This window comes from Actinotalea solisilvae (assembly GCF_016464425.1).
Taxonomy (GTDB): domain Bacteria; phylum Actinomycetota; class Actinomycetes; order Actinomycetales; family Cellulomonadaceae; genus Actinotalea; species Actinotalea solisilvae.
The window spans coordinates 15,670-33,033 of record NZ_JADDKQ010000024.1 but is presented as its reverse complement, the minus strand read 5'-3'; the positions used below and the strand labels follow the sequence as shown (position 1 = coordinate 33,033).

Below are 17,364 nucleotides of genomic sequence, written 5' to 3'. Positions count from 1 at the left end.
CCACCGTAGCGTCGCGCCCCGCGGCCCGAGCAGTCGGCGCCTCGCCCCCTCGTTAGGGTGGCGGCCATGAGCGACGTGCCCGCGCCGGTGTCCGAGACGTTCGACCCGCAGGTCTGGCGCACCGTCGAGGGGTTCGAGGACCTCACCGACCTCACCTACCACCGCGGCGTCGACCGCACCGGCGGCCCGGACGTCGCCGAGCGGGACCTGCCCGTGGTGCGGATCGCGTTCCACCGCCCCGAGGTGCGCAACGCGTTCCGGCCGCACACCGTCGACGAGCTCTACCGCGCGCTCGACCACGCGCGCATGACGCCCGACGTCGGCGTCGTGCTCCTCGCGGGCAACGGCCCGAGCCCCAAGGACGGCGGCTGGGCCTTCTGCTCGGGCGGCGACCAGCGGATCCGGGGCCGCGACGGCTACCGGTACGCCTCGGGCACGACGGCCGACACCGTCGACCCGGCGCGCGCGGGCCGCCTGCACATCCTCGAGGTGCAGCGCCTCATCCGGACCATGCCCAAGGTCGTGGTCGCGGTCGTCGACGGCTGGGCCGCGGGCGGCGGCCACTCGCTGCACGTCGTGGCGGACCTGACGATCACCTGCCGCCAGCACGGCCGCTTCAAGCAGACCGACGCCGACGTCGGCTCGTTCGACGGCGGCTACGGCTCGGCCTACCTCGCGCGCCAGGTCGGCCAGAAGCGCGCCCGGGAGATCTTCTTCCTCGCGCGCGAGTACTCGGCCGACGACGCCGAGCGGTGGGGCGCGGTCAACGAGGTCGCCGAGCACGCGGACCTCGAGCGCCTCGCGCTCGACTACGCCCGCACCATCGCGGGCAAGTCGCCGCAGGCCGTGCGGATGCTGAAGTTCGCCTTCAACCTGGCCGACGACGGCCTCATGGGCCAGCAGGTCTTCGCGGGCGAGGCGACGCGCCTGGCGTACATGACGGACGAGGCCGTCGAGGGGCGCGACGCGTTCCTCGAGCGGCGCGACCCGGACTGGTCCGCGTTCCCGTACCACTACTGACCACGACGGGACGGTCGGAGAGCCCGGGGCCGGCCGGACGCGCTCAGCCCTCGCCGAGGACCCAGACCCCGAACTCGAGCAGGTCGCGCAGCAGCACCCCGCCCACGACGACCACGCCGAGCAGCAGCCCGACGGCGACGGCGGCAGGCAGGACGGAACGCAGGCGCGGGTGCCCGAGCGGGAGGTCCTCGGCGCCGGGGCCGGCGGCCGAGGGGTCCGGGCGGGGCGTGGACGTGACGGGCGGGGACGAGACGGGCGGGGACGGGACGGTGGCGTCGGTGCCGACGCCGTGCTGGTCGACGGTGAGCTGTGCCATGCCCCCAGCCTGCGTCGGCACCGCCCCCGCGCGGATCGGCCCGTCGGCTCGACGTTCGCCGCGCCCGGTCAGCCGCCGGGCCGGGACGACGACGCCCGGCTCATCCCTCGGGATGAGCCGGGCGTCGGACCGGCGGCGTGCGGACGGTCAGGCGATCGCCAGCGAGCCCTTGCCCGCGGGGATCATCTCGACCCACGTGTTGCCCGGCGCGAGCAGGATCGGCGAGCCGTCCGCGGCGAAGAGCTGGAGCGGTGCGTCGGCGGCGGCCTTCGACCAGGTCCCCGCGACGGTCCGGCCGGCGGTCGCGACGACGGCCTCGCCCGAGCCGACGAGCTCGTACGTCGGCACGGGCGCACCACCCTGCGCGCCGAACGGCGAGTTGGGGTGCGCGGCAGTGATCGAGACGACGTTGACGGCCGAGAGCCGCGCGCCGCTCGCCGCCGTCGCGGGCGTGCTGCCCTCCGAGCGCAGCCACAGGCCGGTCCCGGCGTCGAAGGACCACGAAGGCTTCGCCTGGCCGGAGAGGTTGAAGGCGAGGCTCGTGGCGGGCGTGCCGACGACGGTCGCGGTCGCGAGCTCGGGGCGGCGCGCGAAGGCGAACTGCTCGGCCGGGGGCGCGGCGTGCTCCGCGTCCGCCGCCGCGAGGAACTGGGTCATGTCACCCATGACGTTGTGCGGCGCCGAGCGCCCGCTCACGCGGTAGAGGCCCGCGGCGCCGGCGTCGTGGCTGATGCTCTGCACGGTGCTGCCGCGCACGAGGTCGAGGATGCCCGGCTGGCCGCCCGAGTAGACGAGCAGGCCGCGCAGCGGCGCGACGATCAGCGGGTCCATGGGACGCACCGAGCGGATCGGGCCGACCTCCGCCGGGACCTGCGAGTGGAAGACCGCGACGAACCGCGACACCTCGAACTCGACGATCGTCTCCCAGACGACGTCGGCCTGGTCGAGCCCGGCCTGCGGCCGCGCGACGTTGGTGTTCTCCACCTTGACCGCGACGGCGGGCCGGGACGCGACCTCGGCCGACGCGACGCCCGTGAGCGGCCAGGTCGGGGGCACGACGGGCGCGGGCGCCGCGACGCGCGACGGCGCGACCGTCGGCGTGACCGTGACCGGCTCGGGGACCTCGGGCTCGCCCGCGGGCGTGCACGCCGCGAGGGTCGCGGCGGTGAGCGTCAGCGCCGAGAGCGCCGCGAGCGCGGTGGCGAACCGGCGCCGGCCCGGACGCGCGGCGCGCGGCGTCGGTGCGGTCGCGGGGGTCGTGGTCGTGTGCGCCACGGGGCAGCTCCTCCTGGTCGCGCCGGGTGCTCGGGGCACGCTCGCGCGCGGTGCGTCGTCCTGCCGGGCCGCGGGGGCCCGCACCGGCTCGGCGCCGGCTCGGGACACTGTACGGCGCCCCTACCCTGAGCACGTGGACCGCGCGCTGGTGACCCTGCGGGTCGGACCGGGGCGGTCGTCGCCCGACGAGGTGGCGCGCGTCGCCGCCGCCGTGCGCGGCGCGCTCGACGGGTCGGGTCCGGCCGTCGCGGTGCTCCCTGCGGGCCCCTCGGGCGGCGCCCCGGACGACCCGGACCCTCCGGCCGGCCGCGTGCCCGGGCCCGTCGCCCTCGTCGTCCGGACCTCGGGCTCGACGGGGCGCGCGCGCCACGTCCTGCTGGACCGGGACGCGCTCGCAGCGTCCGCCGCCGCGACGCGCGCGCGGCTCGGCGGGCCGGCGCGCTGGCTGCTCGCGCTCCCGCTCGACCACGTGGCGGGGCTCCAGGTCGTCGCGCGCTCGCTGCTCACGCCGGCGCCCGGCGCGGACGGTCCCGGGGCCCTCGCCGCGGCCGCCACGGGGCCGGCCCCCGCCGTCGTCGCCGGGCCCGCGGACGCCGCCGCGCTCGCCGACGCCGTGCGGCGCGAGCGCGCGACGACGGACCTCCCCCTCGTGACGTCGCTGGTCCCGACCCAGCTGCGGCGGGCCGTCGAGGCCGGCCCCGCCGTGCTCGAGGCCCTGCGCGGGCTCCACGCGATCCTCGTCGGCGGCGCCGCGACCCCCGCGCCCCTCCTCGCCCAGGCGCGCGACGCCGGCCTGCGCGTCGTGACGACCTACGGCATGACCGAGACCTGCGGCGGCTGCGTGTACGACGGCGCGCCGCTCGACGGCGTCGAGGTCGCGCTCGACGACCGGGGCCGGGTCCTCCTGGGCGGGCCGGTCCTCGCGCGGGGCTACCTGGACGACCCGGCGGGGCAGGCGGCCGCGTTCCCCACGCTCGACGGCCGCCGGTGGCACCGGACGTCCGACCTCGGCCGGCTCGCCGACGGGCGCCTCACCGTCCTCGGCCGCGCCGACGACGTCGTCGTCACGGGCGGGGAGAACGTCGCCCCTGCCGCGGTCGAGGCGGCCGTCGCCGCGCTCGGCCCGCGGCACGTCGCGGAGGTCTGCGTCGTGGGCGTGCCCGACGCCGAGTGGGGCGCGGCCGTCGTCGCCGTCGTCGTGCCGGGTCCCGTGCCGCCGGCGCTCGAGGACGTCCGCTCCGCCGTGCGCCGTACCCTGGGGCCTGCCGCGGCACCGCGGCACCTCGTGCTGGTCGACGCCCTGCCGCTGCGCGGCCCGGGCAAGGTCGACCGCGCCGCCGTCGCCCGGACGGCCGCGCGGGGCCTCGGCCGGCCCGGGCACGACTGACGCCGGGCCACCCGGTCGACGGACCGAGAGGAACCGAGGAGCACCATGGCGACTGCCGCCGAGTGGGTCGAGGGCGCGCGTCCGCGGACGCTGCCCGCGGCCGTCGCGCCCGTCCTCGTCGGCACAGGGGCGGCCGCGCAGCTCGACGCGGCGTCGCCGGCGCGCGCGCTGCTCGCGGCGGGCGTCGCGCTCGCGCTCCAGGTGGGCGTCAACTACGCCAACGACTACTCCGACGGCATCCGCGGGACCGACCTGGACCGCGTCGGGCCCCTGCGCCTCACCGGGTCCGGCGCGGCGCGGCCCGGGCAGGTCAAGGCCGCCGCCTTCGCGGCGTTCGGCGTCGGCGCGCTCCTCGGGCTCGCGCTCGTCGCGCTCTCCGGCCAGTGGTGGCTGCTCGCCGTCGGCGCGCTGAGCATCGCCGCGGCCTGGTACTACACGGGCGGGAGGCGGCCCTACGGCTACCGGGGCCTGGGCGAGGTCGGGGTCTTCGTCTTCTTCGGCCTCGTCGCGGTCCTCGGCACGACGTACACGCAGGCCGGCCGCGTCTCGTGGCCCGCCGCGCTGGGCGCCGTCGGCGTCGGGCTGCTCGCGTGCGCGCTGCTCATGGTCAACAACATCCGCGACATCCCCACCGACGTCCTGAGCAGCAAGCGCACGCTCGCGGTGCGGCTGGGCGACCACCGCGCGCGGCGCGTCTACGCGGCGATGCTCGCCGGCGCGATCCTCGCGGGTCTCGCGTGCGCCCTCGCCGCGCCGTGGTCCGTCATCGTGCTGCTGCTCGCCATCCCGGCGGGCCTCCTCGCGGGGACGGTGCTCCTCGGGGCGCGCGGCGTCCTGCTCAAGCCCGTGCTCGCGGGCACCGGGCTCCTCGAGCTCGGCTACGGCGTGCTGCTGGGGCTCGGCCTCTCGCTCTGAGCCGGCCGGTCGTCCGGAGCGGGGGCGGCGGCCTCGGCGTCCTCCGCCGCGGCGTCGGACTCGACGCCCGGCGTGAAGCGCGGCCCCGACCGCCGCGCCTGCGCGCGCTCGGCGACCCAGAGGGCGGCGCGGTCGCGCGGCCCGCCGAGGAGCACGTAGGACAGCGCCCACGCCACGACGGCCGCCACGACGACGAGCAGCCAGCCGCCGAGGCCGACGGCCCAGAGCGCCACGAGGGCGACGGCGAGCAGCCCCAGGCGGAGCAGGGAGTAGACGAGCATCGGCACCCTCCCAGCCTAGGCGCCTACTGTGGAGGCATGGTCCGGGCCCTGCCGTACGTCATCCCCATCGCCCTGGCGCTGTTCGCCCTCATCGACCTCTCGCGGAGCAGCGCCGTCGAGCGCGCCGAGATCCACCCGCTCGCGTGGGCGGCGATCATCGTCCTGCTGCCGGTGGTCGGGCCGGTCGCCTGGATCCTCGTGAGCCGCCAGCGCGCGGCCGCCGCGCGGCACGGCGGCTCCGCCGGACCGTCCGGCCCGGCCCGGCCCGGACCGGCCCGCCCGCCGCGGCGCAGCGGTCCCGTCGCGCCCGACGACGACCCCGACTTCCTCTGGCGCCTGGAGCAGGAGCGCCGCCGTCGCGCACGCGAGACGGGCGGCACGGGCGGCCCGACCGGGACCTCCGCCGACGACGCCGACGGCAGCCGTGGCACGCGTGGTGCGCCGGACGAGACCCGGGACGAGACCAAGGACGGCGACGGCAGCCCCGCCTGACGGGTGGGCCGGGCGGCTGCTCGCGCGCCCTACCCCTCGCGCCGACGCACGATCTCCGCGATCCACGTCGGCGCGTACGGCGACGTGCAGCCCGGCGGCGTCGGGTAGTCCTCGAGCACCCGCAGCCGCTCGCCGATCGCGACGGCACGACCCCGGTGCGCCGGGTGCTCGATCCCGATCTGCGCGAGGCAGTGGTTCATCGCCCACTGCAGGCGGTCGGGTGCGTCGCGCATCTCGGCCTCGATGACGTCCAGCATCCCGTCGAGGTCGAGCCCCTCCGGGCTCTTCGCGACGCGCTCCGTGGTGAGCGCCCAGCCCGCGCTCGCGACGACCGGGTCCGGGTCGGCCGTCCAGGCCACGCGCAGGTCCTCGGCGTGCGGGCTCTTCTTCACGACGTAGCCGACGAGCCAGTCGTGCACCTTGGGCGCGCGCACCTCGCGGATCATCGCGTCGAGCTCGTCGCGGCCGAACGCCCGGGGCCGGCAGACGAGCAGCGCGACGAGCCGCGCCGCGGTGTCGCCCGTCGCCCAGAGCTCCAGGGCGAGCTCGTGCTGGGTCCGCAGCTCCTTCGCCAGCGCGCGCAGCCTGCCGAGGTTGACGCCGTGGTCGTCGCCGTGGCGCTCGTTCACCTCCCGCGCGCGCAGGTCCTCGAGCTCCGCGAGGCGGGCGAGGACCTCGTCCACGGTCGCGCCGTCCGTCGTGCGGTCCGTCGTCGTCCTGGCCATGCGTGCCTCCTGTCGACGAGGTCGATCCCACCCCACCCGGCCGTCCGCGGGTCGGCGTGCGCGGGCGGAGACCCTGACCGGCTCGCCCGCCGTCCTCCGACCGACGCGCGACCTTGCGCCCTCGGGGACCCCTCGGCCCCGCTCAGTCCTGCGGGACGCCGCCGTAGTCGTGCAGGCCCTGGAAGAAGAGGTTGACGCCGGTGAAGTTGAAGATCACGGTCGCGTAGCCGACGACGACGAACCACGCCGCGCGGCGGCCGGACCAGCCCCGCGTCGTGCGCGCGTGCAGGTAGGCGGCGTAGACGACCCAGACGATGAAGCTCCAGACCTCCTTGGGGTCCCAGCCCCAGTACCGGCCCCACGTGTGCTCCGCCCACACGGCGCCGGCCATGACGGTGAACGTCCACAGGACGAAGCCCACCGCGGTGATCCGGAACGAGAGCGCCTCGAGGTCCCGCACGGGCGGCAGCGCGTCGAGCAGGGCCCAGCGGCGCGCGGCGAGACGCGGCGAGCCGGCGTCGCGCGCGTCCTTGAGGAGCTGCAGGACGCTCGAGGCGAAGGACACGGTGAAGAGCCCGGTCGCGATCGTCGCGATCGACACGTGGATGACGAGCCAGTAGCTCTGCAGCGCGGGCTCGACGGGGCTCGCGGGCGTGTAGAAGACCGCGAGGCCCACGCCGAGCGCGATGACCGCGAGACCGACGACGATCGTGCCCAGGAACCGCACGTCGCGCCGGCGGCACAGGACGACGAAGGTCGCGACCGCGACGAGCGCGCCGACGAGCGCGAACTCGTACATGTTGGCCCACGGCACGCGCCCCGCCGCGAGGCCGCGCAGCACGGTCCCGGCGAGGTGCAGCGCGAGGCCGAGGAGCGTCGTGGCCATCGCGATGCCCGCGGCTCGACGTCGCCGCCCGCCGCCGCCGTCGGTCACCGCGTCGTCCACCACGCCGCCCGTGGCGCGCCCCGGGGCCACGCCACCGGCGGCCGCGCCGACGAGCGCGGGCGTCGCGGCCCGCGCGCGCGTCTCGGCGAGCCGCGCGAGGTCGACCGAGAACGCGACGAGCGCGACCGCGTAGGCCGTCGTCGCGCCCCACACCAGCAGCGTGCTCAGCTCACCGAGACTCATCGTCCTGCCCTCCCGGACCGTCCAGGTCCGCGTCCGCGCCCGAGGCACGCACCTCGTCCATGACCCGCGCGAGCTCGTCCGCCAGGCCGACGTCGTCCCCGCGCGCCAGCGCGGCGCCGGCCACCACTGTACGTCCGGGCGCGACCTGCTCCGCCGCGTCCGGACCACCGCCGGGCACCCCCGGCGCGGCCGGCGTCACGCGCAGCCACACGCGCCGCCGGGGCGTGAAGAGGGAGACGGACAGGCCCACGAGCGAGCCGATCGCGCCCGCGAGGATCCAGCCGAGCGCCGGGTCGTGCCGCAGGTCGAGCGCGACGAAGCGCGGCAGCCCGTCCCACGTCAGCGTGCCGAGCCCGTCCGGCAGCTCGACCGTCTGGCCGGGCTCGACGAACAGGGTCACGGGCGTGCCGTCGGCCTCCGTCGCCTGCGTCAGCCCCTCGACGTCGAGCTCGTAGACGTTCTGCGGGACGCCGTCGTCGAGCCCGAGGTCCCCGGACCACACGCTGAGCACGAGGAGCGGGTTGTCGGGCTGCGGGTAGACCGACGCGGCGCCCGTCTCCGTCACCACCGCCGTGGGGAGCAGGTAGCCCACGAGCCCGATCTGCTCGCCCTGCGCCACGTCGGGCACCTTGACGACGCCGCGCGAGCGGTACTGCGCGTCCTCGGGGAGGAAGGGCACGGGCCCGGCGAACGCGACCTCGCCCGAGGCGTCGCGCACCGTGAGCTCGGGCGCGTAGCCGTTGCCCTGGAGGTATACCTTGGCGGCGCCGGCGCCGAGCGGGTGGTTGACCCGGATGGTGCGCTGCTGCGGCTCGGCGCCGGGCTCGGTCACCGTGACCTCGGCCGTGAAGTCGCGCGGGCGCGCGTCCGGCGCGAACTCGGCCGTGAACCGGTCGAGCGTCATCGTGAACGGGACGAGCGACCGCGGGTCGAACGCCGTGCCGGCGCGGAACGTGTCGTAGTCGGTCACCGCGTTCGCGAAGCCTCGCCCCTCGACGACGATCGCCTGCCCGCGGTAGTGCAGCAGCTGCCCCGTGGCGACCGCGACGAGGATCGCGAGGAGCGACAGGTGGAAGGCGATGTTCCCGCTCTCGCGCAGGTACCCGCGCTCGGCGCTGACCGTCGCGCCGCCGTCGGGCGTGCGCTCGACGTCGACGCGGAACCGCGGCAGCCACCGGACCGGCCCGCGGAGCGCGCGGCGCGCGGCGTCGACGACCTCGTCGACGGTCGCGCCCGTCGTCACCTCGTCGTGCACGGGCATGCGCTCGAACCGCCGCGGCGCGCGCGGCGGCCGGGCGCGCAGGGCCCGCAGGTGCGCGCGCAGGCGCGGCAGGATGCAGCCGACCAGCGAGACGAACAGCAGCAGGTAGACCGACGAGAACCACACGGACGCGTACACGTCGAAGAAGCCGAGCCGGTCGAGCCACGGCCCGAGGTCGGGGTTGTCCTCGAGGTAGCGGGCGACGGCCGCCGGGTCCTGCGGACGCTGCGGCAGCACGGACCCCGGCACCGCCACGACCGCGAGGAGCATGAGGAGCATGAGCGCCACGCGCATGCTCGTGAGCTGGCGCCACACCCAGCGCAGGGTCCCGACCGCGCCGAGGCGCGGCAGCTGCGGCGGCTCGGGGGTCGCGCGGGTCGCGTCGGGCGAGCCCGCGTCGGGCGCGTCGAGGTCCGCCGCGTCGGCCTCGGCGACGAGGCCCTCGGGGCGGTAGGGCGCGGGCTCGGGCGTCACAGGACCGTCTCGAACCCGCCGACGAGGCCCTGGAGCGACTGCGTCCACACGCCCCACAGACCCGTGACGAGCGCCAGCCCGACGGCCACGAGCACGCCGCCCCCGACCCGCATCACCACGACCCGGTGCCGGCGCAGGAACCCGAGCGCGCGCTGCGAGCGCTCGAGGCCGAGCGCGACGAGGAGGAACGGCAGGCCCAGGCCGACGCAGTACGCGACCGAGAGCACCGCACCGCGCCCCGCCGACGCGCCGTCGAGCGCGAGCGTGTAGACCGCGACGAGGGTCGGCCCGATGCACGGCGCCCAGCCGAGGCCGAAGACGACGCCCAGCAGCGGTGCACCCCACAGGCCCGCGCGCGGCGCGAGGTGCAGGCGCCGCTCGCGCTGCCCGAACGGCAGCCAGCCGAGGAAGGCGAGCCCCATGAGGACCACCACCACGCCGAGCACGCGCGTGACGACGTCGCTCCACTGCGCGAGCGCGGCGCCGAGCGTCCCCGCGAGGACGCCGAAGAGGACGAACACGAGCGTGAAGCCCGCCACGAAGAGCCCGACGCCCGCGAGCAGGCGCCCGCGCCGGACGTCCGCGAGCCGCGGCGGCGCGGTGGCAACGGCCCCGGCCGCCCCGGGCGCGCCGCCCGTGCCGTCCGCCGGCCCGGACGCGCGGCTCGCGCCCGCCATCCCCGTGACGTACCCGAGGTACCCGGGCACCAGGGGCAGCACGCACGGCGACGCGAACGAGACGAGCCCCGCGAGGACCGCGATGGGCACCGCGAGCAGCATCGACCCGCCGAGGACGGTCCCGGTGACGTCACCCATGCGCGCGCACCGTCACGCCGGCTCGGCGAGCGCGTCGTCGAGGAGCGCGCGCAGCGTGCTCGGGTCGGCGCGTCCGAGGATGCGCGCGGCGACGTCGCCCTCGCGGTCGAGGACCACGGTCGTCGGCACGGCCTGCACCGGGACGACGCCCTGCAGCGCCGCGACCGCCGCACCGTCGACGTCGTGCACGGACGGGTAGGGCACCGAGAACGTGCGCTCGAACGGCTGGGCGGCGCCGGCGTCGTCGGTCGCGTTGATCCCGAGGAAGTGCACGCCCTGGTCCGCGTACTCCTCGGCGATCTCGACGAGGTCGGGCGCCTCCGCCCGGCAGGGCGGGCACGCGGCGTACCAGGTGTTGAGCACGACGACGTCGCCCTGCCAGGCCGTGACGTCCACGGCCTCGCCCGCGAAGTCGGTGCCGACGATCTCGACCGGGCCGGTGCGGTCGCCCGCCTCCCACGTCGTCACGGACCGGTCGCCCGAGACGTAGCCCGCCTCCTCGCCGCCGTCCGTCCAGCCGCCGTCGACGCTCGGGCTGCAGGCACCGAGCGCGAGCAGCGCGCCCGCGGCGAGCGCGGGCCCGAGCAGGCGACGGCGGGCGCGCGTCGGGCGCGAGGCGGGCATCACGCCCCCGGCAGGGCCCTGGCCTGGGGCAGCAGGTCCCCCGCGGGCTCGGAGTAGGTGAGGCCGGTGAGCCGGTCGCCGTCGTAGTGCAGCGAGGTGAGTGACGCGACGGAGCACTCGCGGCGGCGCGGGTCGTGCCACAGGCGCCGGCCCTCGAGCGCGCTCCGGGTGACCCAGATCGGCAGCTGGTGGCTCACGACGACCGCCTCGTGGCCGGCGGCGGCGTCGCGCGCGGACGCGACCGCGGCGAGCATGCGCGCGACCTGCTCGCGGTACGGCTCGCCCCAGCTCGGGCGGAACGGGTTCCACAGGTAGGGCCAGTGCGCGGGACGCCGGAGCGAGCCGTCCCCGACGCCGAACGTGCGGCCCTCGAAGTGGTTCGCGGCCTCGACGAGGCGCTCGTCGGTCGCGGTCTCCAGCCCGAACGCCGCCGCGATGGGCGCCGCGGTCTCCTGCGCGCGCTGGAGCGGCGAGGCGACGACGTGCACGACGTCGCGTCGCTCGCCGCCTGCCGGGCCGCGGCCCACGAGGTGCTCGGCGATGCGCTCGGCCATCGCGACCCCGCGCTCGGAGAGGCGGAAGCCCTCGAGCCGTCCGTACAGGACGCCCTCGGGGTTGTGCACCTCGCCGTGGCGGAGGAGGTGGACGGTGGTCGTCGGCATGGACCGATTCTCCCGCATGCGGGCGGGTGCCCGGGCCCGGACCCCGTGCGGCGCGCGCCCAGCCCTGGGCGGCGTCGAGCCGTCAGGCCGGCCGGCCGTCCACGGCCGGGGCGTCCGCGGCCTCGTCGCCGCCGCCCGCGACCGGCGCCGGGCCCTCGGCGACGCGCTCCATGGCGGCGCCGAGCGCGAGCATCTGGTCGTCGGTGAGGAGGTCGACGAGGTGCGCCCGCACGGCGCGCACGTGACCGGGCGCCGCGGCGACGAGCAGCGCGTAGCCCTCGTCGGTCATGACGCAGTTGACGCCGCGCCCGTCGGCGAGGCAGTTCTCGCGGCGGACGAGCGCGCGGCGCTCGAGGCGCGTCACGGTGTGCGTGAGGCGGCTGCGGGAGTGGACGAGCGACGACGCGAGCTCGGACATCCGCAGGGTGTGCTCGGGCGTCTCGGACAGACGCACGAGGATCTCGTACTCGCTCAGCGAGAGCCCGGCGTCCTGCTCGAGCTGGCGCGTGAGCGCCTCGCTCAGCCGCGCGCTGCCGGAGAGGTACGCGCGCCAGGCCTGCTGCTGCTCGACGGTGAGCCAGCGCACCGGCTCCTCGGTGGCGCCCGCGCCCGCGGTCGCCGGGCCGCGCCGTCCGGTGTCGGTGGCGGTCATGGGCTCTCCTCTCCGTCTGTGACCAGCGTCCCACGCCTGCGGTCACGAACCGCGCTCCAGGGGTTGTGCGGCTTCGGTCAGTGTAGTAGAAATATCAACGAGGTGCTTGATGGTTCAACCAAACGAGCATCGTCCGCCGTCACCCGAACCACCAGGAGAACCACCATGAGCGTCACCACTCTTCCCGCAGGCGTCACGACCGGCACGTGGACGGTCGAGCCGTCGCACAGCGCCGCCGAGTTCACGGTCCGCCACGCGGGCATCTCGAAGGTGCGCGGCACGGTCGCGATCACCGACGGCACCATCGTCATCGGCGAGGACCTCGCGTCGTCGTCCGTCACCGCCACGCTCGACCCGGCCACCGTGAGCACGCGCGACGCGAACCGCGACGGCCACCTCCAGAGCGCCGACTTCTTCGACGTCGAGAACCACCCGACCTGGACCTTCGTCTCCTCCGCGATCCAGGCCCGCGGCGACGCGTACGTCGTCGTCGGCGACCTGACGATCCACGGCGTGACGAAGCAGGTCGAGCTCGAGACCGAGTTCAACGGCGCGGCGACCGACCCGTTCGGCGCCTCGCGCCTCGGCTTCTCGGCCACGACGCAGATCTCCCGCAAGGAGTTCGGCCTGACGTGGAACGCCGCGCTCGAGACCGGCGGCGTCCTCGTCTCGGACAACGTCAAGATCTCGCTCGAGATCGAGGCCGTCCAGGCCTGAGCCCACGCGGCGCACGCGCCGCGGTCGCCTCACCCGTGCCCCCTGCCGCGCCCGCGGCAGGGGGCACGGTCGTCCCTCGCCGCCGTGGGGCTCTCAGCTGCGCGCCGCGGCCTTGCGGCGCTCGTGGAACGCGAGGATCTGCAGCTCCGTGGCCAGGTCGACCGAGCGGACGTCGACGCCGGCCGGCACCTGGAGCACGCGCGGGACGAACGTGAGGATCCCGGTGACGCCCGCGGCGACGAGGCGGTCGCACAGGTCCTGCGCGACGTCGGCCGGCGTCGCGAGCACGGCGATCGTCGCCCGCTCCCGACGGACGACCTCCTCGAGGTCCCGCCCGTGCTCGACGACGAGGCCCGCGACGGTCGTCCCGACGACCTCGGGCACCGCGTCCACGAGCGCCGCGACGCGGAACCCCTTGCCCGTGCCCGCGACGTAGTTGGCGAGCGCGTGGCCGAGGTTGCCGATGCCGACGATGACGACGGCGAGGTCGCCCGTGACCCCCAGGGCCGCGGCGACCTGCGCCTGGAGGTGCTCGACGTCGTACCCGACGCCCCGCACGCCGTGCGAGCCGAGGAAGGACAGGTCGCGCCGCAGCTGCGCCGAGCCGACGCCCGCGAGCTCGGCGAGCTCGCCCGAGGAGGTGCGCGTGACGCCGTCGTCCGTGAGCTGCTCGAGGGCGCGCAGGTAGATGGGGAGCCGGGCCACCGTCGAGGCCGGCACGGGGCGTGCCGTCATGCGGGCCCGCCGGCGAGCGCGCGGCGCACGCGCCCGGCGTCGATCCGCCAGTACCCCTGCTGGACCCCGTCGACGGTCACGACCGGCACGAGCTCGCCGTAGCGGTCGACGAGGTCGGGCGCGTCGGCCCCCGCGTCGATGTCCACCTCGAGCACCGCGGTCCCCGCGTCGGCGGCGAGCGGGCCGACGACGTCGCGCGCCGCCTCGCAGAGGTGGCAGCCCTGGCGGACGTACAGGACCACCCGCGCCGGCTCGCGTGGGGCCACGTCGCTCATGAGGCCAACCCTAGGGGAGTCGTTACAGTGGCCGGGTGGCTGAGCCGACACCTCTCGGCGCGCCGGACGAGGCGGGCGACGCGTCGGCGGCGCGCTCCCCCGTCGAGGCGGGCCGGGCCGCCGCGGCCGTCCACCACCACATCGCGCGCGACGACGCGCGCAGGGCGGTCCCCGCGGACGAGGCCCGCACGGCCGCCTTCTTCGACCTCGACAACACGATCATCCGCGGCGCGAGCGCCTTCCACCTCGCCGTCGGCCTGCGCCGGCGCGGCTTCTTCGGCACGCGGGACCTGCTCGTGTTCGCGTTCCACCAGGCGCGCTACCTCATGTACGGCGAGGACGTCGAGACGATCGACCAGGTCCGTGCGCGCGCGCTGTCGATCGTCGCGGGCAAGTCCGTCGCCGAGATCGCGGCCATCGGCGAGGAGGTCTGGGACGAGGTCCTCTCGCTGCGCATCTTCGCCGGCACGCAGGCGCTGCTCAACCGCCACCTCGAGGCGGGCCACCAGGTGTGGATCATCACCGCGAGCCCGGTCGAGATCGGCGAGCTCATCGGCCGGCGCCTCGGGGTCACGGGCGCGCTCGGCACGGTCGCCGAGCACCGCGACGGCTTCTACACGGGCCGCCTGGTGGGCGACCTCCTGCACGGCCGCGCCAAGGAGAGCGCCGTCGCGACGCTCGCGCACGAGGAGGGCCTCGACCTCAGCCGCTGCTACGCGTACGGCGACTCGACCAACGACGTCCCGATCCTGTCGTCGGTGGGCCACCCGGTCGCGATCAACCCGGACGCCCGCCTGCGCCGGCACGCGCGCGAGGTCGGCTGGCCGGTCCGCGAGTTCCGCGGGCGCCGGCGCACGGCGGCACGTCGCAGCATGCTCACGGCCAGCTGGGCGGGGGGCGCGTGGGTCCTCGGGCTCGTGGTGCGCGCCGCGCGGCGCCAGCTGCGGGGCTGACGCCGCCCGAGGTCCCGCGCCCCGCGTCCTGCCCGGCCGGCCGGACCGGTCAGGCGTCGTCGGCGAGGGTCGCGACCGGCCATCCGTCGACCCACGCGAGCTCGCGGATCGCGAGGCGGAACTCGCCCCCGAGGCGCTCGTCGTAGAAGTGGAACGCGAGGTGGTCGCGGGACACCGACTGGCCGCCGGGGCCGATCATCGGGCCGTCGGTCGCGAGCACCGCCGTGCCGCCGTCCTCGAGCATCGGCACGCCGTCGGCGTCGACGTACGGCCCCGTGACCTCGCGCGAGCGGCCGACCTCGATGCGGTACGTGCTCGCGACGCCCTGGCAGCACGCGTCCTTCGAGACGAACAGGTAGTACCAGCCGTCCCGCGGGACGACGAAGGCCGCCTCGACCGCGTTCGGCGGGGCACCGCGGTCGGCGATCCGCAGCGGCTCGGCGTCCGGGTCGGCGCGCAGCCCCGAGGGCCACTCCAGCTCAACCATGCGGATGCCGCTCCAGAACGAGCCGAACGCGAGCCACGGCGTGCCGTCCGCGTCCTCGACCACGCCCGGGTCGATCGCGTTGTGGTCGTCGCCCCGCTCGGTCGCGACGACGGGCCCGCGGTCGACCCAGGCGTAGTCGGGGTCCTCCGGGTCGAGCGTCGTGTTCGTGTGCAGCCCGACGACGGACCGGTTGCTCCCGAACGTCGACGCCGACCAGTAGAGGTACCAGGTGCCGTCGTGCTCGTAGACCTCGGGCGCCCAGTAGTTCTTGACGCCCGGGACGAGCTCCTCGACCCACGCGGGCGCGTCGTCGGCGTCCCACACCGTGCCGAGCGACGTCCACTCGCGCCCGTCGGGCGAGGTGCGGACCTGGATCGCCCCGCCCGCCTCGCGCTCGTCCCCGGTCGAGAACACGTACCAGGGCTCGTCGCCCTCGCCGACGACGAGCGCGGGGTCGTGCGTGCGCAGGTCGCCCTCGAGCTCGAGCGCGGTGGCCGTCGAACGTGCGGTGCCCACGCACCCGGTGAGCGCCGTCGCGAGGGCGAGCACGGCCGCCCCGGCCGCGAGGAGCCGAGGCGGCCGCGCCGTCATCGCGTCGCCAGCCGCAGCATGGTCCACGACACGGGCGGCAGCTCGACCTGGACGACGTCGCGGTCGCGCCACGCGGTCGGGTTGGGCCGCGGCGCGAGCGAGGCGTCGTCGTCGACCGTGGACCGGGCGTACGGGTCCTCGGGGTTCGCGAGCGTGACCGCCTCGACGAGCTCGGCGCCGCCGAACGCGCGCGTGTCGACCTGCACCGTGATCGACTCCGTGAGCGAGCGGTTCACGGCGAACACCGCGAGCGCGCCCGTCTCGGCGTCGTGCGTCGCGACCGCGTCGACGAGCGGGGTGTCGCCGTACGTCGCGGTCTCGTGCGACGGCGTCGCCAGCCCGACGCGGAGCACCTCGCCCACGGCGTACCGCGACGTCAGTGCGAACGGGTGGAACGTCGTCTGCCGCCAGATGCGCCCGCCCGGCTCGGTCATGATCGGCGCGATGACGTTGACGAGCTGGGCGAGGCTCGCCGCGCGCACGCGGTCGCTGTGCCGCAGGAGCGAGATGAGCAGGTTCCCGACGACGACGGCGTCGGCCACGTTGTAGTGGTCCTCGAGCAGCACCGGGGCCACGGGCCACGAGTCCTTCGGCGGGACCGACGGCGTCGCGTGCTGGTACCAGACGTTCCACTCGTCGAACGAGATGTGGATCCGCTTGCTCAGGCCCTTGGCCGCGCGCACCGCGTCCGCGGTGGCGACGACGTCCTCGATGAAGCGGTCCATGTTGATCGCCGAGCCGAGGAAGCTCGCGAGGTCGCCGTCGGTCTCGAAGTAGTACGCGTGCGCCGAGACGAAGTCGACGTGCTCGTACGTCTCCGCGAGGACGGTGGCCTCCCAGGTGCCGAAGGTCGGCATCGCCGAGCTCGAGCTGCCGCACGCGACGAGCTCGAGGCTCGGGTCGATCATGCGCATCGCGCGCGCCGCCTCGGCCGCGAGGCGGCCGTACTCCTCGGCCGTCTTGTGGCCGATCTGCCAGGGGCCGTCCATCTCGTTGCCGAGGCACCACATCCGCACGCCGTGGGGCGCCTCCGTGCCGTTCGCCCGGCGCAGGTCGGACCAGTACGTGCCGCCCTCGACGTTGCAGTACTCGAGCAGGTCGAGCGCCTCCTGGACGCCGCGCGTGCCGAGGTTGACCGCCATCATCGGCTCGACGCCGGCCTTGCGCGCCCACCGCATGAACTCGTCGACGCCGACCGTGTTCGGCTCGGTGCTGTGCCACGCGAGGTCGAGCCGGGCGGGACGCTGCTCGACCGGGCCGATCCCGTCCTCCCAGCGGTAGCCCGAGACGAAGTTGCCGCCCGGGTAGCGCACGGTGCTCACGCCGAGCTCGTGCGTGAGCTCCACGACGTCCTTGCGGAAGCCGTCCTCGTCCGCCGTCGGGTGCTCCGGGTCGTGGATGCCCGTGTAGACGCAGCGCCCGAGGTGCTCGACGAAGCTGCCGAACGTGCGCCGGTGCACCGGCGAGACCGTGAAGGCCGGGTCGAGGGTCAGGGACGCGGTGAGCATGCTTCTCCTTGCGTGGGCGTGGCGAGAGGTCGGCCGGTCGGCGCCGGCGGGTCGAGCGGGAGGACGGACC

General features: G+C 76.1%; 20 protein-coding genes. 6 read left to right on the top strand and 14 right to left on the bottom strand.

Going from position 1 to position 17,364, the window contains the following annotated elements; translation table 11 throughout:
* Positions 1 to 66 precede the first annotated feature (66 nt).
* Entirely contained in the window at positions 67 to 1,020 is a 954-nt protein-coding gene (locus JIG38_RS17535) for a 1,4-dihydroxy-2-naphthoyl-CoA synthase (protein WP_199425018.1), read from the top strand.
* A 43-nt stretch (positions 1,021 to 1,063) separates the two neighbouring features.
* Here JIG38_RS17535 and JIG38_RS17530 read toward each other — a convergent pair whose 3' ends face one another.
* Together JIG38_RS17530 and JIG38_RS17525 are read right to left on the bottom strand one after the other, a co-directional pair.
* Entirely contained in the window at positions 1,064 to 1,336 is a 273-nt protein-coding gene (locus JIG38_RS17530) for a hypothetical protein (RefSeq protein WP_199425017.1), read from the bottom strand.
* Positions 1,337 to 1,483: 147 nt separating this feature from the next.
* Positions 1,484 to 2,611: a DUF3048 domain-containing protein gene (locus JIG38_RS17525; RefSeq protein WP_307845004.1), complete on the bottom strand. Its 1,128-nt coding sequence runs from the start codon at positions 2,609 to 2,611 to the stop codon at positions 1,484 to 1,486.
* A 133-nt stretch (positions 2,612 to 2,744) separates the two neighbouring features.
* Between JIG38_RS17525 and JIG38_RS17520 the strand changes: the two genes are divergently transcribed.
* Together JIG38_RS17520 and JIG38_RS17515 are read left to right on the top strand one after the other, a co-directional pair.
* Positions 2,745 to 3,998 carry an AMP-binding protein gene (locus tag JIG38_RS17520; protein ID WP_199425016.1) on the top strand — a complete coding sequence of 418 codons (1,254 nt, stop codon included), beginning with the start codon at positions 2,745 to 2,747 and terminating at the stop codon, positions 3,996 to 3,998.
* A gap of 45 nt (positions 3,999 to 4,043) precedes the next feature.
* On the top strand, positions 4,044 to 4,913 hold the full coding sequence (locus tag JIG38_RS17515; protein ID WP_199425015.1) for a 1,4-dihydroxy-2-naphthoate polyprenyltransferase: 870 nt from the start codon (positions 4,044 to 4,046) through the stop codon (positions 4,911 to 4,913).
* On the opposite strand, the gene JIG38_RS17510 is transcribed toward JIG38_RS17515, so the two are convergent.
* Positions 4,877 to 5,194, bottom strand: a complete 318-nt coding sequence (locus JIG38_RS17510; RefSeq protein ID WP_233405212.1) for a DUF4229 domain-containing protein — start codon at positions 5,192 to 5,194, stop codon at positions 4,877 to 4,879. The genes JIG38_RS17515 and JIG38_RS17510 overlap by 37 nt on opposite strands.
* 36 nt (positions 5,195 to 5,230) lie before the next feature.
* On the opposite strand from JIG38_RS17510, the gene JIG38_RS17505 reads away from it, so the two are divergent.
* A complete protein-coding gene (locus JIG38_RS17505; protein WP_199425013.1) occupies positions 5,231 to 5,686 on the top strand; it encodes a PLD nuclease N-terminal domain-containing protein in 456 nt (151 codons plus the stop codon).
* A 29-nt stretch (positions 5,687 to 5,715) separates the two neighbouring features.
* On the opposite strand, the gene JIG38_RS17500 is transcribed toward JIG38_RS17505, so the two are convergent.
* From JIG38_RS17500 to JIG38_RS17470, 7 genes are all read right to left on the bottom strand, one after another.
* Positions 5,716 to 6,411: a DNA alkylation repair protein gene (locus tag JIG38_RS17500; RefSeq protein ID WP_199425012.1), complete on the bottom strand. Its 696-nt coding sequence runs from the start codon at positions 6,409 to 6,411 to the stop codon at positions 5,716 to 5,718.
* 142 nt (positions 6,412 to 6,553) lie between these two features.
* The gene (gene ccsB / locus JIG38_RS17495) at positions 6,554 to 7,540 is read right to left on the bottom strand and encodes a c-type cytochrome biogenesis protein CcsB (RefSeq protein ID WP_199425011.1); all 987 of its coding nucleotides are present in this window, start codon (positions 7,538 to 7,540) and stop codon (positions 6,554 to 6,556) included.
* On the bottom strand, positions 7,527 to 9,275 hold the full coding sequence (resB, locus tag JIG38_RS17490; RefSeq protein WP_307845003.1) for a cytochrome c biogenesis protein ResB: 1,749 nt from the start codon (positions 9,273 to 9,275) through the stop codon (positions 7,527 to 7,529). Before resB ends, ccsB begins: the two co-directional genes overlap by 14 nt.
* Positions 9,272 to 10,090 (bottom strand): cytochrome c biogenesis CcdA family protein, encoded by an 819-nt coding sequence (locus JIG38_RS17485; protein ID WP_199425010.1) that lies wholly within the window; start codon positions 10,088 to 10,090, stop codon positions 9,272 to 9,274. The genes resB and JIG38_RS17485 overlap by 4 nt, the downstream gene beginning before the upstream one ends.
* Before the next feature lie 12 nt (positions 10,091 to 10,102).
* Positions 10,103 to 10,714 (bottom strand): TlpA family protein disulfide reductase, encoded by a 612-nt coding sequence (locus JIG38_RS17480; RefSeq protein ID WP_199425009.1) that lies wholly within the window; start codon positions 10,712 to 10,714, stop codon positions 10,103 to 10,105.
* Entirely contained in the window at positions 10,714 to 11,376 is a 663-nt protein-coding gene (locus JIG38_RS17475; protein WP_199425008.1) for a histidine phosphatase family protein, read from the bottom strand. Before JIG38_RS17475 ends, JIG38_RS17480 begins: the two co-directional genes overlap by 1 nt.
* Before the next feature lie 82 nt (positions 11,377 to 11,458).
* Complete coding sequence (locus tag JIG38_RS17470) at positions 11,459 to 12,028, bottom strand: MarR family winged helix-turn-helix transcriptional regulator (protein ID WP_199425007.1); 570 nt, start codon at positions 12,026 to 12,028, stop codon at positions 11,459 to 11,461.
* A 165-nt stretch (positions 12,029 to 12,193) separates the two neighbouring features.
* Here JIG38_RS17470 and JIG38_RS17465 point away from each other — a divergent pair, with 165 nt between their 5' ends.
* The gene (locus JIG38_RS17465; RefSeq protein ID WP_199425006.1) at positions 12,194 to 12,745 is read left to right on the top strand and encodes a YceI family protein; all 552 of its coding nucleotides are present in this window, start codon (positions 12,194 to 12,196) and stop codon (positions 12,743 to 12,745) included.
* A gap of 93 nt (positions 12,746 to 12,838) precedes the next feature.
* On the opposite strand, the gene JIG38_RS17460 is transcribed toward JIG38_RS17465, so the two are convergent.
* A complete protein-coding gene (locus JIG38_RS17460) occupies positions 12,839 to 13,480 on the bottom strand; it encodes a redox-sensing transcriptional repressor Rex (protein WP_199425005.1) in 642 nt (213 codons plus the stop codon).
* On the bottom strand, positions 13,477 to 13,755 hold the full coding sequence (locus JIG38_RS17455) for a glutaredoxin family protein (RefSeq protein ID WP_199425004.1): 279 nt from the start codon (positions 13,753 to 13,755) through the stop codon (positions 13,477 to 13,479). Before JIG38_RS17455 ends, JIG38_RS17460 begins: the two co-directional genes overlap by 4 nt.
* Before the next feature lie 140 nt (positions 13,756 to 13,895).
* Between JIG38_RS17455 and JIG38_RS17450 the strand changes: the two genes are divergently transcribed.
* Positions 13,896 to 14,708 (top strand): HAD family hydrolase, encoded by an 813-nt coding sequence (locus JIG38_RS17450; protein WP_199425052.1) that lies wholly within the window; start codon positions 13,896 to 13,898, stop codon positions 14,706 to 14,708.
* A gap of 49 nt (positions 14,709 to 14,757) precedes the next feature.
* Here JIG38_RS17450 and JIG38_RS17445 read toward each other — a convergent pair whose 3' ends face one another.
* Both JIG38_RS17445 and arfA read right to left on the bottom strand, forming a co-directional pair.
* On the bottom strand, positions 14,758 to 15,786 hold the full coding sequence (locus JIG38_RS17445) for an arabinan endo-1,5-alpha-L-arabinosidase (RefSeq protein WP_199425003.1): 1,029 nt from the start codon (positions 15,784 to 15,786) through the stop codon (positions 14,758 to 14,760).
* Positions 15,783 to 17,294, bottom strand: a complete 1,512-nt coding sequence (arfA, locus tag JIG38_RS17440; RefSeq protein WP_199425002.1) for an arabinosylfuranosidase ArfA — start codon at positions 17,292 to 17,294, stop codon at positions 15,783 to 15,785. Before arfA ends, JIG38_RS17445 begins: the two co-directional genes overlap by 4 nt.
* Positions 17,295 to 17,364 lie beyond the last annotated feature (70 nt).

Excerpts from the sequence above, each read along its gene's own strand:
- JIG38_RS17535 (WP_199425018.1), top strand. The coding sequence starts at position 67 with ATGAGCGACGTGCCCGCGCCGGTGTCCGAGACGTTCGACCCGCAGGTC.
- JIG38_RS17530 (WP_199425017.1), bottom strand. The coding sequence starts at position 1,336 with ATGGCACAGCTCACCGTCGACCAGCACGGCGTCGGCACCGACGCCACC.
- JIG38_RS17515 (WP_199425015.1), top strand. The coding sequence starts at position 4,044 with ATGGCGACTGCCGCCGAGTGGGTCGAGGGCGCGCGTCCGCGGACGCTG.
- JIG38_RS17510 (WP_233405212.1), bottom strand. The coding sequence starts at position 5,194 with ATGCTCGTCTACTCCCTGCTCCGCCTGGGGCTGCTCGCCGTCGCCCTC.
- JIG38_RS17505 (WP_199425013.1), top strand. The coding sequence starts at position 5,231 with ATGGTCCGGGCCCTGCCGTACGTCATCCCCATCGCCCTGGCGCTGTTC.
- JIG38_RS17500 (WP_199425012.1), bottom strand. The coding sequence starts at position 6,411 with ATGGCCAGGACGACGACGGACCGCACGACGGACGGCGCGACCGTGGAC.
- ccsB (WP_199425011.1), bottom strand. The coding sequence starts at position 7,540 with ATGAGTCTCGGTGAGCTGAGCACGCTGCTGGTGTGGGGCGCGACGACG.
- JIG38_RS17485 (WP_199425010.1), bottom strand. The coding sequence starts at position 10,090 with ATGGGTGACGTCACCGGGACCGTCCTCGGCGGGTCGATGCTGCTCGCG.
- JIG38_RS17480 (WP_199425009.1), bottom strand. The coding sequence starts at position 10,714 with ATGCCCGCCTCGCGCCCGACGCGCGCCCGCCGTCGCCTGCTCGGGCCC.
- JIG38_RS17475 (WP_199425008.1), bottom strand. The coding sequence starts at position 11,376 with ATGCCGACGACCACCGTCCACCTCCTCCGCCACGGCGAGGTGCACAAC.
- JIG38_RS17470 (WP_199425007.1), bottom strand. The coding sequence starts at position 12,028 with ATGACCGCCACCGACACCGGACGGCGCGGCCCGGCGACCGCGGGCGCG.
- JIG38_RS17465 (WP_199425006.1), top strand. The coding sequence starts at position 12,194 with ATGAGCGTCACCACTCTTCCCGCAGGCGTCACGACCGGCACGTGGACG.
- JIG38_RS17460 (WP_199425005.1), bottom strand. The coding sequence starts at position 13,480 with ATGACGGCACGCCCCGTGCCGGCCTCGACGGTGGCCCGGCTCCCCATC.
- JIG38_RS17455 (WP_199425004.1), bottom strand. The coding sequence starts at position 13,755 with ATGAGCGACGTGGCCCCACGCGAGCCGGCGCGGGTGGTCCTGTACGTC.
- JIG38_RS17445 (WP_199425003.1), bottom strand. The coding sequence starts at position 15,786 with ATGACGGCGCGGCCGCCTCGGCTCCTCGCGGCCGGGGCGGCCGTGCTC.
- arfA (WP_199425002.1), bottom strand. The coding sequence starts at position 17,294 with ATGCTCACCGCGTCCCTGACCCTCGACCCGGCCTTCACGGTCTCGCCG.